Origin of the sequence: Halomonas ventosae, assembly GCF_004361885.1 — a bacterium.
Lineage (GTDB): Bacteria > Pseudomonadota > Gammaproteobacteria > Pseudomonadales > Halomonadaceae > Halomonas > Halomonas ventosae_C.
Map to the genome: position 1 here is coordinate 154,241 of NZ_SNWH01000005.1, position 13,032 is coordinate 167,272.

Genomic DNA, 13,032 nt, shown 5'->3' on the forward strand with positions numbered 1-13,032 from the left:
CGCCACGCCACGGGAAGCCGCATGTCCAGGGACCACGCTCCCAAGAGCGCCTTCGCCCATCCCCGCTACTGGCCGGTATGGCTGGCCATCGGCCTGATGTACGTGGCGGCCTGGCTGCCATGGCGCCTCAAACTGTGGGTTGGCAGGCGGATCGGCCTGGCGGCATGGCGCTTCGCCGGGCGCCGGCGGCACATCACCGAGACCAACCTGCGGCTGTGCTTTCCCGAGCTGGACGAGGTCGAGCTTCGACGGCTGGTCAAGGAGACCTTTATCGCCAACGGCATCGGCCTTATGGAGACCGCCACCGGCTGGTGCCGCGACCCCGAGCACCTGCGCCATCGCGTCACCTTCAAGGGTCAGGAGCACATGGCGCGGGTGCAGGCCGAGGGCAAGGGGGCACTGATCATCGGCGTACACTTCTCCACCCTCGACCTGGGCGGGGCGCTGCATTCGCTGTTCTTCCCCGCGGACGTGGTCTATCGCCCCCACGACAATCCGCTCTTCGAGCGTTTCATGACCCGCGCGCGCAACCGCATCTTCGGTACCTCCATCGACCGCCACGACCTGCGCAGTGTGGTGCGTCGCATCAAGACCGGCCACCACGTCTGGTACTCGCCGGACCAGGATTTCGGCCGGGAAGCCAGCGTCTTTGCCCCCTTCTTTGGCATCGAAGCGGCGAGCATCAAGCTGACCGCCAAGATCGCACGCATGACCGGGGCTCCGGTCATGCCGCTGATGTTCCACCGCAACCCCGACAACGCTACCTACACCCTGGAGTACCTGCCGCCGCTGGAGGACTTCCCCAGCGGCGATGAAGTCGCCGACGCCGCCAAGGTCAACGCCTTCATCGAAGGCGCCATCCGCAAGCATCCTGAGCAGTACCTGTGGCTGCACCGCCGCTTTAAGACACGCCCCGCCGGCGAACCCGGTTTCTACTGACGCTTCGCGTCAAGCTTAGGGCTTACAGCTGGCGCGCAGCGCCTCAGGCGTCGATGCGCTTGTACTTCATGCGGTGCGGGGTGTCGTCGCCAACGCGCTTCTTGTGGTCGGCCTCGTACTCGGTGTAGTTGCCCTCGAAGAACTCGACGTGGGAGTCGCCCTCGAACGCCAGGATGTGAGTGGCGATGCGGTCGAGGAACCAGCGGTCGTGGGAGATCACCAGGGCACAGCCGGGGAAGGCCAGCAGGGCCTCTTCCAGCGCCCGCAGGGTCTCGATGTCCAGGTCGTTGGAGGGCTCGTCGAGCAGCAGCACGTTGGCGCCCTGCTTGAGGGTCTGGGCCAGCTGTAGGCGGCCACGCTCGCCGCCGGAGAGCTCGGAAAGGCGCTTCTGCTGATCGTTGCCCTTGAAGTTGAAGCGGCCCACGTAGGCGCGTGACGAGACCTCGTAGCCGTTGATGTTGAGGATGTCCTGGCCGTCGGAAACCGCCTGCCACACGGTCTGCTTGTCGTCGAGGTGATCGCGCAGCTGCTCCACATAGGCGATATCAACGGTCTCGCCCACCACCACCTCGCCGGCGTCGGGCTGCTCCTTGCCGGTGATCAGCTTGAACAGCGTCGACTTGCCCGCGCCGTTGCCACCGATGATGCCGACGATGGCGCCCTTGGGCACGCTGAAGGTCAGGTTCTCGTAGAGCAGCTTGTCATCGAAGGCCTTGGCCACGTCATGGAACTCGATAACCTTGTCGCCCAGCCGCGGCCCGGGCGGGATGAAGATCTCGTTAGTCTCGTTGCGCTTCTGGAAGTCACCCGACTGCAGCTCCTCGAAGCGGTTGAGGCGCGCCTTGCTCTTGGCCTGGCGACCCTTGGCATTGCTGCGCACCCACTCCAGCTCGTGCTTGATCGCCTTGTTCTTCGAGGCTTCCTGCTTGGCCTCCTGCTCGAGGCGCTTCTCCTTGGCCTCCAGCCAGCCCGAGTAGTTGCCCTCGAAGGGAATCCCCTGGCCGCGGTCGAGCTCGAGGATCCAGCCGGCCACGTTGTCGAGGAAGTAGCGGTCGTGGGTAACCGCCACCACGGTGCCGGAATAGTCGTGCAGGAAGCGCTCCAGCCAGGCCACCGATTCGGCGTCCAGGTGGTTGGTGGGCTCGTCGAGCAGCAGCATGTCAGGGCTGGAGAGCAGCAGGCGGCACAGCGCCACGCGGCGCCGCTCGCCGCCGGAGAGGGTACCGACGCGGGCCTCCCAGGGCGGCAGGCGCAGGGCCTCGGCGGCTACTTCCAGCTTGCGGTCCAGGTTGTGGGCGTCGGAGGCCTCGATGATGTTCTCGAGCCGGGCCTGTTCGCTGGCCAGGGCGTCGAAGTCGGCATCCGGCTCGGCATAGGCGGCATAGACGGCGTCGAGCTTCTCCTGGGCCTGCATGATCTCGCCCAGCGCCTCCTCGACGGTTTCGCGGACGTTCTTGTCGTCGTCCAGCGCCGGCTCCTGGGGCAGGTAGCCGATGTTGATGCCCGGCATGGGGCGCGCTTCGCCCTCGAACTCGGTATCCACGCCGGCCATGATGCGCAGCAGGGTCGACTTCCCCGAGCCATTGAGACCCAGCACGCCGATCTTGGCGCCCGGGAAAAAGGAGAGCGAGATGTCCTTGAGGATCTGCTTCTTGGGGGGCACGACCTTGCCCACCCGGTTCATGGTGTAGACGTATTGCGCCATGGAAATCCATTTGGTTGAGGAATTGGCTGGACGACGATGATAGAACCCGAGACGGCTGAAGGCCAGTTCATGGCCTTCCTCCGCCCCGGGTATCGCCTTGCGTCAGCAGGCACTCGGCCTATTCTTCTTCGTCGAGGCTCCAGTCGTCCTCGATGGCGCGCCGCAGGCGGCGCTCCTCGATCAACGCCTCCACGCGTCGGCGGGCCCGCAAGGTGTCGGCGCGACTGCTGGGGCGGATGCGGCCCTCGTCATCGTTGACCGCCTCGAGGTAGTCCTGATCGTCGTCGCTAGTGTCAAGAAGGGGTTCATGGCTCATGCGATATCCTCCCATGGCCCGGGGCCGAACGGGCAGTGTCCGGCGGATCATTCGATCGCTTCCCGTCCCGGGTGTGGAACCTGAAGCGCCCGCAGGCAATGGCTCTTGCCTGCGGGCTGTATAGCTTCAAGAAAGGCCGAGGACAAGCCCTGCAGGGACTTTTTTTCGCTGTGTCGGGGCAGGTCAGTTCAGGCCGTGTTCGGCCTTGAGTCGCTCGAGTTCCTGCTGGGTCTCGACGCGCTCGGTGACATCCTTCTGCACCCCGATGTAGTAAGTGAGATGGTCGTCCTCGTCGTACATCGGGGTGATGGAGAGCTCGTTGTAGAACAGGGTGCCATCCTTGCGATAGTTGCGCAGCACCTCGCGGCAGGGACGACCCGCCTTCAGCGCCTGGCGGAGGACGTCGAGCCCCGGTTGCTCGCGATCCTCGTTCTGCAGGAAGCGGCAATCCTGGTAGAGGATCTCGTCGGCGCTGTAGCCGGTAAGGCGCTCAAACCCCTCATTGACGTAGATCAGGATGTTCTCGTCGCCCTCCTGCTCGGCGACCACGATGCCATCCTCAGAGGCATTGATGATGCGCTCCAGCAAGTCTGGGCTGATCAGCGGAGATCGTTTCATGCAGGCGTTCCTGTCGCGATGCCCTTGGCGCGTCGCACGGCGGCAAGGAGCGGGATAGGGCTCTTATCATGGCCAGGCGGCGTCGGGATTTCAACGCGTCGGCACATCCGGTAGTCCTCGTCACCGCTGAGCCTTCGACGCGGCGGGGCCGACAAATCTCTGTGTGGGTCATGATGACTTCCTGGCTGCTATCATCGGAAGGCTCATTGTTGTCGCGACCCGCGAGGTTCTATGTCACGCATCCGAATCCACTACTGCACCCAGTGCCAGTGGCTGCTGCGCAGTGCCTGGTACGCCCAGGAGCTGCTCGCCACCTTTGGTGAAGACCTCGAGGAGGTGTCGCTAGCGCCCTCCCATGGCGGCCATTTCGAGATCCTCTGCGATGGAGAATCGCTCTGGGAGCGCAAGCGCGATGGCGGCTTCCCCGCCATCAAGGCCCTCAAGCAGGCGGTGCGCGACCGTCTCGACCCCGGCCGCGACCTGGGGCATGTCGACCGATAAGGAGTCAATCATGCGGCTGACTGGTGAGCAGGTGTCCGTCATCCATGACACCGTGGCCGAATTGCTGGGTGAGAAGGCGCATGTCTACCTGTTCGGCTCAAGGGTCGATGACGGGCGTCGCGGAGGCGATATCGACCTCTACATCGAGGCCCCCGAGCTTGATGAACCCCGCACCCGGATTCAGGCGCGTCTGCAGCGAAGGCTCTGGGCGCGGCTGGGCCCCGGCGAATCGATCTATTGATTCGCTCTGCCGATCAAACGCTGCGGCCGATTCATCGTGATGCCCTGGAACAAGGAATCCGGCTATGACCACGACACCCAGGGCGATACTCGAAGAACAGCTCAAGATGGCCGAACGAATTTGATGACTGGTTGGAAGTGCGGCTGTTACGCAATGCTTTTGCGCATGAATACCTGACCGATAGCCAGGCGATCGCCGAGAACATCAACCAGGCGGCGCGCCTTCACGCTCTGTTGCCCCAAACCTTGCAGCGCTGTCATGGTCTTGGTGATAAGGTGCAGGGAGATGGCTTCGACCCTGTCCAACGGTATCTCCAACTTGTCGAGCAGGAGGTTTTCACAGCTTTCTAGCGAGGCGTCTGCTGTGGCTTCGAAGATGATATCCATCCGAAGGCCTCCTCACATCGATTCACCTCGCCTCGCGGCGTGACGGGCCCTGACTTTCGCCAGGAACTCCTCGGTGCTCATGGTCTTGCCCTCTTCCCGGCTCTTTTCGCCCAGGCTCAGCAGCTTGAGCAGGGCGATGGCCTGCTCGCGACGCTCATGGGCGGCGTAGGACTCGATCACATAGGTCGGCTTGCCCTTCTGGGTGATCACCAGGGGCTCCTGGACATCCAGGGTGGCGGCATTCTGTTTCAGGTAGCTGATGGTCTCCGTGCGCATGGTAGGCTCCAGAACAAGGTGTGAAGGGCACTAGGCTTGATAAGCTGCAGGCGCCTCGGCCAGGGAGGCACACTGGCCTAGCGCTGCTTCGCTTGCCCGGTGCGCGGGCGCTTGCCGCGCCGACGCACAACGGCAAGGAGTCAGTGGTCCAAATTTAGTCTATGTCTGGTCCGGTGGCGAAACGCTATCTATCTTCACGCCGTTCGCTTCGAGCAGCGCCACGAGCTTGGGCCAGACGTTGTCCAGGATGCGTGGCTGGGCGGCGGCCGTGGGGTGGATGCCGTCGCTCTGCATCAGTTCACTCTTCAGGGCCACGCCCTCGAGCAGGAAAGGCACCAGTGGCAGGTCGAACTCATCGGCGAGGCGGTAGTAGACCCCGGTGAAGGCGTCGCGGTAGGCCTGGCCGTAGTTGGGCGGAATGTCGATGCCCAGCAGCAGCACCTCGGCACCGGCGGCCCGGCTGTCCTCGATCATGCGCCGCATGTTGGCCTCGAACTGGCCGGGTGGCAGGCCGCGCAGGCCATCATTGCCGCCCAGTTCCAGTACAACGATATCGGGTTCGTGCTGTCGCAGAAGGTCGGGCAGTCGCGCGGCGGCGCCGCTGGAGGTCTCGCCGCTGATGCTGGCGTTGACCACGCGCGCCTTCCCGTCCAGACGCGCCTGCAGCAAACTAACCCAGCCGGCCTGCCGCTCGATGCCGTAGGCGGCGCTCAGGCTGTCGCCCATCACCAGCAGCAGCGGTCGGGGGGCCGCCTGCGCCGCTTCGCCGGCCAGCAGCAGTGTCATGCCAAGTGCTGGCAGCCCCAGCGCCGACAACCAGCGTATCGGCCACCAGCAACCTGCGAGCCAGCGCTTTGCTCGCTGGCCCCACGTACCTACAGGGAAGCCCATCGTCATGTCCGTCTCCTCTCGAACGCATGTCTCACCGATTCTACACGCCGATCACCTCGCCAAGGAGGTCGAGAGCGGCGAGCGGCGGCTGAGCATCCTGAGTGACCTGTCGCTTGCGGTGTTTCCCGGGGAGAGCGTGGCGATCCTCGGCCAGAGCGGTGCCGGCAAGTCGACCCTGCTGGGTCTGCTGGCGGGCCTGGACACGCCCAGCGGGGGCGAGCTCACGCTGTTCGGCCAGTCGTTGCGCGCCCTCGACGAGGATGGCCGGGCCTCCCTGCGGGCGGGGCGGGTGGGGTTCGTGTTCCAGAACTTCCAGCTGCTGCCCACCCTGACGGCCCTGGAAAACGTGTTGCTGCCGCTGGAGCTGTCGCCGAGCCCCGGGGCCGAGGCCCGGGCCCGCGACTGGCTGACCCGTGTCGGTCTAGGTGAGCGCCTGGACCACCTGCCCAAGCAGCTCTCGGGGGGCGAGCAGCAGCGCGTGGCCCTGGCCCGGGCCTTCGTCACCGGCGCCGAGCTGGTGTTCGCCGACGAGCCCACCGGCAACCTGGACCCAACCACCGGGGAGCGCATCATCGAGGCGCTGTTCTCGCTCAACCGCGAGGCCGGCACCACCCTGGTGCTGGTGACCCATGACCACGCCCTGGCGCGGCGCTGTGATCGCTGCCTGCGCCTGGAGGATGGCCGGCTGGTCGAGATGGCGCGCGACGAGGTGATGGCATGAGCCGAACCAGCTGGCCGGCCCTGCTGCGCCTTTCCGCCAGAAGCCTGATCCGTGACCTGCGCGCCGCCGACGTGCGCGCCCTGGCATTGGCGCTGGCGCTGGCGGTGGCCGCCTCCACCATGATCGGCTTCTTCCTCGATCGCCTCGACCGCGGCCTGACCCGCCAAGCGGGCCAGCTCGCGGGCGGCGACGTGGTGCTGGAGCAGGGTCGACCCTTCGATACAGAGGTCCGCGAGGCCCTCGAAGACGCCGGCCTGACGCTCTCCGAGCAGATCGACATGGTCTCCATGGTCAGTCGTGGTGAGCGCTTCCAGCCGGCCAGCCTCAAGGTCGTCGACTCGGTCTATCCCCACTACGGCACCGTCCGGGTGGACCGCGGCAACGGCATCGAGTCACTGGCTCATGGCCCGCCGCCGGGCGAGGTCTGGGTAGCCCCGCGCCTGGCCCTGCTGATGGAGCTCGAGGTGGGGGATCGGGTGCGCCTGGGCGAGACCCAGCTCGAGGTGGGCGGGGTGGTCGAGCGCGAACCCGATCAATCGGCCGGCTTCGGCAACTTCAACCCGCGGCTGATGATGCACCGCGACGACCTGGACGCCACCGGCCTGGTTCAGGAGGGCTCGCGGATCGAGTATGAGCTGCTCGCCGCCGGCAGCGCCGAGGCCGTGGCGCGGGTCGAGCCGCTGCTGCAGCGGCTGCGTCGCGAGGGCGTCGAGGTGCGCGACGTGCGCCAGGACCGCCCCCAGCTGGGCAGTGCCCTGGCGCGGGCCGAGCAGTACCTCAGCCTGGCAGGGCTCGCCGCCGTGCTGCTGGCCGGCGTGGCCGTGGCCATGGCCACCCGTCGCTATGTCGAGCGCCACCTGGATACCGCGGCGCTGCTGCGCTGCTTCGGCGCCACCCAGCGTGACCTGCTCAGGCTGTTCGTGCTGCAGCTGCTGTGGCTGGCGCTGGCCGCCTCGGCACTGGGGGCCCTGCTGGGGCTGGCCGGGCAGGCACTGCTGGTCGCGCTGCTCGCGACCTTCCTGCCGTTCAGCCTGCCGGCGCCCGGCCTGCTGCCGCTGTGGCTCGGGGTGTTCACCGCCCTGGCGGTGCTGGTGGGGTTTGCCGGGCCGACCCTGCTGCGCCTCAAGCGCGTCAGCGCCCTCAAGGTGCTGCGCCGCGAGCTGGACCCGCTGCCGCCCTCGGCCTGGCTGGTGGTGGGCGTGGCGGCGCTGGTCTTCGGCGGCCTGCTGTGGCTCTACTCCGGCGACCTGTGGCTCGCCGCCGGCCTGCTGCTGGGCGGGCTGGTGATGCTGGTGGTGCTCTGGGGGCTCGGCGGCGTGCTGCTGAGGCTGGTGCTGCGCGGCACCGCCCGGCTGCCGCGCGGCCGCGGCCCGGCCGATGGCATGCTCACGGCCTTGCGGCTGGGGGGCCAGCAGCTGGCGCGGCGCCGCCAGGCGAGCCTCGGCCAGCTGCTGGCCTTCTCGGTGACCTTCTTCACCGTGGCGATGATCGCCCTGGTGCGTGGCGACCTGCTCACTACCTGGCAGGCCCAGCTGCCGGCGGACACCCCCAATCACTTCGCTATCAATATTCAGCCCCAGGAGCGGGACGCCTTCGCCTCGGCGCTGGCCGGTGCCGCCGATGCCCGCACGGCCCTCTATCCGATGGTGCGCGGACGCCTCACCGCCATCAACGGCCAGCCGGCCCGCGAGGCGGTGCCCGCCGAGGCGCGCGGCAACAATGCCCTGCGTCGCGAGCTCAACCTGACCTGGCGCGCGACCCTGCCCGAAGGCAACCGGGTGGTGGCGGGGGAGTGGTTCGCCGCAGGCCAGGAGGAGGGTAAAGAGGGCAACTGGCTTGACGAAGTCGCCGCCGAGCCGCAAGCCTCAGCCAGCGGGGCGGCGGTGCCAATCTCCGTGGAGAATGGCCTGGCCGAGCGCCTGGGCCTCACCCTGGGCGATCGTCTGACCTTCACCATCGGCAGCGACACGGTCACCGGCGAAGTGACCAGCCTGCGCAGCCTCGACTGGGAGAGCTTTCGTCCCAACTTCTACGTGATCTTCCCCCCGGACACCCTGGAGCGTTTCGGCCACAGCTACATCACCGCCTTCCATCTCGGCGACGACGACCGTGACCTGCTGCGCCGCCTGGTGCGTGAGTTCCCGGGTGTCACCCTGCTCGACGTGGAGGCCATTCTCGCCCAGGTACGCGAAGTGCTGGCCCAGGTCACCCGCGCGGTGGAGCTGGTGCTGGGCTTCGTCCTGCTGGCCGGCATCAGCGTGCTCTATGCGGCGCTCACCGCCAGCCTGCCGGTGCGCGCTCACGAGACCGGGCTGCTGCGGGTGTTCGGTGCCAGCAACCGGCTGCTGTCGCGGATGCAGGCGGCGGAGTTCGCCGTGCTGGGGCTGGCCAGCGGGCTGATGGGCGCGCTGCTGGCGGAACTGGCGGCCGCCGGCATCTACCTGACCTGGTTCGATCTGGCGCCGCGTTTCCACTGGGGGCTGTGGCTGGCCCTGCCGCTGGCTGGCGCCTTGCTGATCGGGCTGATCGGCCACCTGCTCTCGCGAGGTCTGCGTCGCCAGGCGCCGGCGGCCAGCCTCGGCCTGCTGGGCGAGGCCTGAGGTTCCATCATGAAAACCCATACCCTGCGTGCCCGCCTGCTGGAAGCCCAACTCGACCTCGCCCATCGCCAGGAGCGGTCGGTGATCCTGCTGCTTACGGGCCACGCCGTCACCTACAAGGGACAACTGGTCAACGAGCTCAATCACTGGCTGGAGAACCGTCATACTGAGGTGCATGCCCTGGGCCCCAGTAGCGAGGAGCGCGAGCGCCCCTACTGGTGGCGCTTCTGGCGACGCGTCCCCGACCGTGGCCGCATCGGCATCTTCATCCATGGCTGGTACGGCGACGCGCTGTTCGCTCGCGCCGAACGGCGTCTCTCGCCGGGCGCCTTTCGCGACAGGCTGGCGGAGATCCGCGCCTTCGAGGCCGAACTGGCCGCCGAGGGCGTGATGCTGCTCAAGCTATGGATGGATATCGGTCGTCGTGAGCAGCGTCGTCACCTGCAGGCGCTTCAGGCGGACCCGATCCGTGCCTGGCAGCTGAGCCCTACCGACTGGCAACGCCATCTGCAGCATGCTGCCATCACAGTGCTAGGCCGCGAGATGCGCCATGCCACCGCGGCCGACCATGCGCCCTGGCATCGGCTCGCCTTCCGCGACCCCGCCATCCAGCTCCAGCGGGTAGGGGGCCTGCTGCACCAGACCCTGGTCGCGCCATGTGCTCGGCCCACCGAGGTGCCTGAGAGCGCACCCGACGGGGTTTCGGAGCGCGTACCCGGCGAAGCGCCGGCACCGCCCTCAATACGGCTCAGCGATCCGCGAATCAAGACATCGCTGAAGAAGTCGCGCTATGCCGCGCGCCTTGCCAAAGAACAGGGCCGCCTGGCCATCAACGCCCGCGAGGCGGCCCGCCGCCGCATTCCGATGGTGCTGGCCTTCGAGGGCCTAGACGCAGCAGGCAAGGGGGGCAGCATCCACCGGCTTACCGCGGCGCTGGATGCCCGTCAGTACCGGGTTCATCGCATCGCCGCGCCCAGCGACGAGGAGCTGGCACTGCCCTGGGCCTGGCGCTTCTGGCGTCGCCTGCCGGCGGATGGGCGCATCGCCATCTTCGATCGCAGCTGGTATGGCCGTGTACTGGTGGAGCGGGTCGAAAAGCTAGCCTCGGAGCCTGCCTGGCGGCGCGCCTATGCAGAGATCCGCGAGTTTGAGCGCCAGCTACTGGCCCATGGCACGGTGCTTGGCAAGCTGTTCCTGGCCATCAGCCAGGAGGAGCAGCTGCGCCGCTTCAAGGCGCGTGCCGCCACGCCCCACAAGCGCCACAAGCTTACCGAGGAAGACTGGCGCAATCGCGAGCGCTGGGATGACTACCGGCAAGCCATCGACGAGATGTTCGCCCGCACCCAGTCGCCAGGCGCCGAATGGACACTGATCGCCTGCGACGACAAGCGCCGCGCGCGCCTCGCCGTTCTCGAGGAGGTCAATCGCCGGCTGGAGATGCGTCTAGACTCGGCGCATTGAGGTCGGCACGTTGCGCCGGGTATCGGTAGGCCCGATAAGCCGCAGGCGCATCGGGCGCAGAGGTCAGCGCCGCCTCGTGTATCCGCCCGGTGCGCTTCGCTTACCGGCCCTACGGTTGGCATGGTTCGTCCGGTAGCGGGTAGGCTTGAAAAGGGCTCTCTTCGAGATGACCGCCTTTCATGTGAAAGCCGCCGGGGGCTGGGGTATCATGTGGCTCTAGATTCTCCCGTCTTGCGAGGTTTCCGCCGATGTTCCGCCGTGACATGACGATTGCCGGTTTCGATGATGCCCTGTTCGATGCGATGCAGAAGGAAGTCGCACGCCAGGAAGCGCACATCGAGCTGATCGCCTCCGAGAACTACGCCAGCCCCCGGGTGCTCGAGGCCCAGGGCAGCCAGCTGACCAACAAGTACGCGGAAGGCTACCCCGGCAAGCGCTACTACGGCGGCTGCGAGTACGTCGACATCGTCGAGCAGCTGGCCATCGACTACGCCAAGCAGCTGTTTGGCGCCACCTACGCCAATGTCCAGCCCCACTCCGGCTCTCAGGCCAACGGTGCGGTCTTCCAAGCGCTGGTCACACCGGGCGACACCGTGCTGGGCATGAGCCTCGACGCCGGCGGCCACCTGACCCACGGCGCCAAGCCCAACTTCTCCGGCAAGCACTACCACGCCGTGCAGTACGGCATCGATGACAGTGGTCGTATCGATTATGACCAGGTCGCCGAGCTGGCCCGCGAGCATAAGCCGAAGATGATCATTGCCGGCTTCTCCGCCTACTCCCAGGTGATCGACTGGGCCAGGTTCCGCGAGATCGCCGACGAGGTGGGCGCCTACCTGCTGGTCGACATGGCCCACGTGGCGGGCCTGGTGGCGGCCGGCGTTTATCCGAGCCCGCTGCCCCACGCCCATGTGGTCACCAGCACCACCCACAAGACCCTGCGCGGCCCGCGTGGCGGGCTGATCCTCTCGAGCGAAGGCGACGAGGCGATCGAGAAGAAGCTGCAGTCCGCGGTCTTCCCCGGTAGCCAGGGCGGCCCGTTGGAGCACGTCATCGCCGCCAAGGCGATCTGCTTCAAGGAGGCCATGGCGCCCGAGTTCAAGAGCTACCAGCAGCAGGTGGTCGCCAACGCCCAGGCCATGGCCGGGGTGTTCATCGAACGCGGCTTCGAGGTGGTCTCCGGCGGCACCCAGGACCACCTCTTCCTGCTCTCGCTGGTCAAGCAGGGCCTGACCGGCAAGGACGCCGACGCCGCCCTGGGGCGCGCGCATATCACCGTCAACAAGAACGCCGTGCCCGGCGACCCGCAGAGCCCCTTTGTCACCTCGGGATTGCGTATCGGCACGCCTGCCGTGACCACCCGCGGCTTCGGCCAGGCCGAGTGTACCGAGCTGGCCGGTTGGATCTGCGACATCCTTGAGGCGATGGCGAAGGGCGAGGACACCGCCCCCATCGAGGTCGAGGTCAAGGGCAAGGTCGAGACCGTCTGCGACCGCCTGCCGGTGTATCGCTGAGGGTGATGGCGTGAAGCGGTAGTGACGCTGGCAGGCCATGTCCTAGAAAGAGGCATGGCCTGCTTGCATGTCGTGGCCCTTGCGAAAAGGAGATGGTGATGGAAGACGATATTCGCTGGCAGCAGCGGTTCGCCAACTACAGCAATGCCTTTTCCCAGCTGGAGCAGGCGGTCGAGGCGTATGGCGACACGACGTTGGACATCATCAAGGAAGGGGTCATCCAGCGCTTCGAGTTCACCCACGAGCTTGCCTGGAAGGTGATGAAGGATTACCTCGAACACGAAGGCATCCAGAACGTCACGGGATCGCGCAGTGCGGCCCGCCATGCCTTCAATCTCGGGCTGCTGGAGGATGGCCAAGTCTGGATGGACATGATCGAAACCCGTAATCATACGGTGCATGCCTACCGTCGCAGCATTCTGGAAACCGAGTTCACCAAGATCGTCGGACGTTATTGCCCGGCATTGAAGCAGTTTCGGCAAACGATGGAGCAGTATTGCTGATGTTCGGGCTACCCGAAAGCACCAGCGAGGCTATCCGCCAGGCCCTGGCGACGTGCCCGGGTGTTGAGAAGGTCGAGATCTACGGCTCGAGGGCCAAGGGAACCTTTCGGCCCGGTTCCGATATCGATCTGGTGCTTTACGGCAGCGTCTCCGATGATGATTTGCTCCGACTCCTGAATCGTCTGGATGAGCTCAACACGCCCTACCTTTTTGACGTCATTCGATATCAGGATATCGATAATGAGGGGTTGCGTGCGCACATCGATCGGGTCGGTCAGCGCTTCGACGACGCATAAGCTGACTCGCCAGCGTTCGCAGGTTGCTCGTCGAGACGTTTCGTTGCTGACGGATTCCGGCTAA

The 13,032-nt window shown here is 66.3% G+C and carries 15 protein-coding genes; 9 read left to right on the plus strand and 6 right to left on the minus strand.

Going from position 1 to position 13,032, the window contains the following annotated elements; translation table 11 throughout:
* Positions 1 to 21: 21 nt before the first annotated feature.
* Positions 22 to 939, plus strand: coding sequence for an LpxL/LpxP family Kdo(2)-lipid IV(A) lauroyl/palmitoleoyl acyltransferase (gene lpxL / locus DFO68_RS06060; protein WP_133482769.1), 918 nt, complete (start codon positions 22 to 24; stop codon positions 937 to 939).
* A gap of 43 nt (positions 940 to 982) precedes the next feature.
* On the opposite strand, the gene ettA is transcribed toward lpxL, so the two are convergent.
* The 3 genes from ettA to DFO68_RS06075 form a co-directional block, all read right to left on the minus strand.
* Complete coding sequence (gene ettA / locus DFO68_RS06065; RefSeq protein ID WP_133482770.1) at positions 983 to 2,644, minus strand: energy-dependent translational throttle protein EttA; 1,662 nt, start codon at positions 2,642 to 2,644, stop codon at positions 983 to 985.
* A 118-nt stretch (positions 2,645 to 2,762) separates the two neighbouring features.
* Positions 2,763 to 2,960 (minus strand): PA3496 family putative envelope integrity protein, encoded by a 198-nt coding sequence (locus DFO68_RS06070; protein ID WP_133482771.1) that lies wholly within the window; start codon positions 2,958 to 2,960, stop codon positions 2,763 to 2,765.
* Between the two features lie 183 nt (positions 2,961 to 3,143).
* Entirely contained in the window at positions 3,144 to 3,578 is a 435-nt protein-coding gene (locus DFO68_RS06075; RefSeq protein ID WP_133482772.1) for a PAS domain-containing protein, read from the minus strand.
* A 231-nt stretch (positions 3,579 to 3,809) separates the two neighbouring features.
* On the opposite strand from DFO68_RS06075, the gene DFO68_RS06080 reads away from it, so the two are divergent.
* Both DFO68_RS06080 and DFO68_RS06085 read left to right on the plus strand, forming a co-directional pair.
* Positions 3,810 to 4,079: a SelT/SelW/SelH family protein gene (locus DFO68_RS06080; protein WP_133482773.1), complete on the plus strand. Its 270-nt coding sequence runs from the start codon at positions 3,810 to 3,812 to the stop codon at positions 4,077 to 4,079.
* A 10-nt stretch (positions 4,080 to 4,089) separates the two neighbouring features.
* Positions 4,090 to 4,320 (plus strand): nucleotidyltransferase domain-containing protein, encoded by a 231-nt coding sequence (locus DFO68_RS06085; RefSeq protein ID WP_208107366.1) that lies wholly within the window; start codon positions 4,090 to 4,092, stop codon positions 4,318 to 4,320.
* Positions 4,321 to 4,466: 146 nt separating this feature from the next.
* Here DFO68_RS06085 and DFO68_RS06090 read toward each other — a convergent pair whose 3' ends face one another.
* From DFO68_RS06090 to DFO68_RS06100, 3 genes are all read right to left on the minus strand, one after another.
* Positions 4,467 to 4,706 (minus strand): hypothetical protein, encoded by a 240-nt coding sequence (locus DFO68_RS06090; RefSeq protein ID WP_133482774.1) that lies wholly within the window; start codon positions 4,704 to 4,706, stop codon positions 4,467 to 4,469.
* Positions 4,707 to 4,718: 12 nt separating this feature from the next.
* Entirely contained in the window at positions 4,719 to 4,982 is a 264-nt protein-coding gene (locus tag DFO68_RS06095) for a type II toxin-antitoxin system Phd/YefM family antitoxin (RefSeq protein ID WP_133482775.1), read from the minus strand.
* A gap of 159 nt (positions 4,983 to 5,141) precedes the next feature.
* The gene (locus DFO68_RS06100; RefSeq protein WP_133482820.1) at positions 5,142 to 5,768 is read right to left on the minus strand and encodes an arylesterase; all 627 of its coding nucleotides are present in this window, start codon (positions 5,766 to 5,768) and stop codon (positions 5,142 to 5,144) included.
* 109 nt (positions 5,769 to 5,877) lie between these two features.
* On the opposite strand from DFO68_RS06100, the gene DFO68_RS06105 reads away from it, so the two are divergent.
* The 6 genes from DFO68_RS06105 to DFO68_RS06130 all read left to right on the plus strand — a co-directional run bounded on the left by DFO68_RS06105 (position 5,878) and on the right by DFO68_RS06130 (position 12,968).
* Positions 5,878 to 6,594, plus strand: a complete 717-nt coding sequence (locus tag DFO68_RS06105; RefSeq protein ID WP_133482776.1) for an ABC transporter ATP-binding protein — start codon at positions 5,878 to 5,880, stop codon at positions 6,592 to 6,594.
* Entirely contained in the window at positions 6,591 to 9,194 is a 2,604-nt protein-coding gene (locus DFO68_RS06110; protein WP_133482777.1) for an ABC transporter permease, read from the plus strand. The genes DFO68_RS06105 and DFO68_RS06110 overlap by 4 nt, the downstream gene beginning before the upstream one ends.
* Before the next feature lie 9 nt (positions 9,195 to 9,203).
* Positions 9,204 to 10,655, plus strand: coding sequence for a polyphosphate:AMP phosphotransferase (locus DFO68_RS06115; protein ID WP_133482778.1), 1,452 nt, complete (start codon positions 9,204 to 9,206; stop codon positions 10,653 to 10,655).
* A 248-nt stretch (positions 10,656 to 10,903) separates the two neighbouring features.
* Positions 10,904 to 12,169, plus strand: a complete 1,266-nt coding sequence (gene glyA, locus DFO68_RS06120; protein WP_133482779.1) for a serine hydroxymethyltransferase — start codon at positions 10,904 to 10,906, stop codon at positions 12,167 to 12,169.
* Between the two features lie 98 nt (positions 12,170 to 12,267).
* Positions 12,268 to 12,672 (plus strand): nucleotidyltransferase substrate binding protein, encoded by a 405-nt coding sequence (locus tag DFO68_RS06125; protein WP_133482780.1) that lies wholly within the window; start codon positions 12,268 to 12,270, stop codon positions 12,670 to 12,672.
* Complete coding sequence (locus DFO68_RS06130) at positions 12,672 to 12,968, plus strand: nucleotidyltransferase domain-containing protein (protein ID WP_133482821.1); 297 nt, start codon at positions 12,672 to 12,674, stop codon at positions 12,966 to 12,968. Before DFO68_RS06125 ends, DFO68_RS06130 begins: the two co-directional genes overlap by 1 nt.
* Positions 12,969 to 13,032: the final 64 nt, after the last annotated feature.

Coding starts and splice junctions, on each gene's coding strand:
- lpxL (WP_133482769.1), top strand. CDS start 22: ATGTCCAGGGACCACGCTCCCAAGAGCGCCTTCGCCCATCCCCGCTAC.
- ettA (WP_133482770.1), bottom strand. CDS start 2,644: ATGGCGCAATACGTCTACACCATGAACCGGGTGGGCAAGGTCGTGCCC.
- DFO68_RS06070 (WP_133482771.1), bottom strand. CDS start 2,960: ATGAGCCATGAACCCCTTCTTGACACTAGCGACGACGATCAGGACTAC.
- DFO68_RS06075 (WP_133482772.1), bottom strand. CDS start 3,578: ATGAAACGATCTCCGCTGATCAGCCCAGACTTGCTGGAGCGCATCATC.
- DFO68_RS06080 (WP_133482773.1), top strand. CDS start 3,810: ATGTCACGCATCCGAATCCACTACTGCACCCAGTGCCAGTGGCTGCTG.
- DFO68_RS06085 (WP_208107366.1), top strand. CDS start 4,090: ATGCGGCTGACTGGTGAGCAGGTGTCCGTCATCCATGACACCGTGGCC.
- DFO68_RS06090 (WP_133482774.1), bottom strand. CDS start 4,706: ATGGATATCATCTTCGAAGCCACAGCAGACGCCTCGCTAGAAAGCTGT.
- DFO68_RS06095 (WP_133482775.1), bottom strand. CDS start 4,982: ATGCGCACGGAGACCATCAGCTACCTGAAACAGAATGCCGCCACCCTG.
- DFO68_RS06100 (WP_133482820.1), bottom strand. CDS start 5,768: ATGACACTGCTGCTGGCCGGCGAAGCGGCGCAGGCGGCCCCCCGACCG.
- DFO68_RS06105 (WP_133482776.1), top strand. CDS start 5,878: ATGTCCGTCTCCTCTCGAACGCATGTCTCACCGATTCTACACGCCGAT.
- DFO68_RS06110 (WP_133482777.1), top strand. CDS start 6,591: ATGAGCCGAACCAGCTGGCCGGCCCTGCTGCGCCTTTCCGCCAGAAGC.
- DFO68_RS06115 (WP_133482778.1), top strand. CDS start 9,204: ATGAAAACCCATACCCTGCGTGCCCGCCTGCTGGAAGCCCAACTCGAC.
- glyA (WP_133482779.1), top strand. CDS start 10,904: ATGTTCCGCCGTGACATGACGATTGCCGGTTTCGATGATGCCCTGTTC.
- DFO68_RS06125 (WP_133482780.1), top strand. CDS start 12,268: ATGGAAGACGATATTCGCTGGCAGCAGCGGTTCGCCAACTACAGCAAT.
- DFO68_RS06130 (WP_133482821.1), top strand. CDS start 12,672: ATGTTCGGGCTACCCGAAAGCACCAGCGAGGCTATCCGCCAGGCCCTG.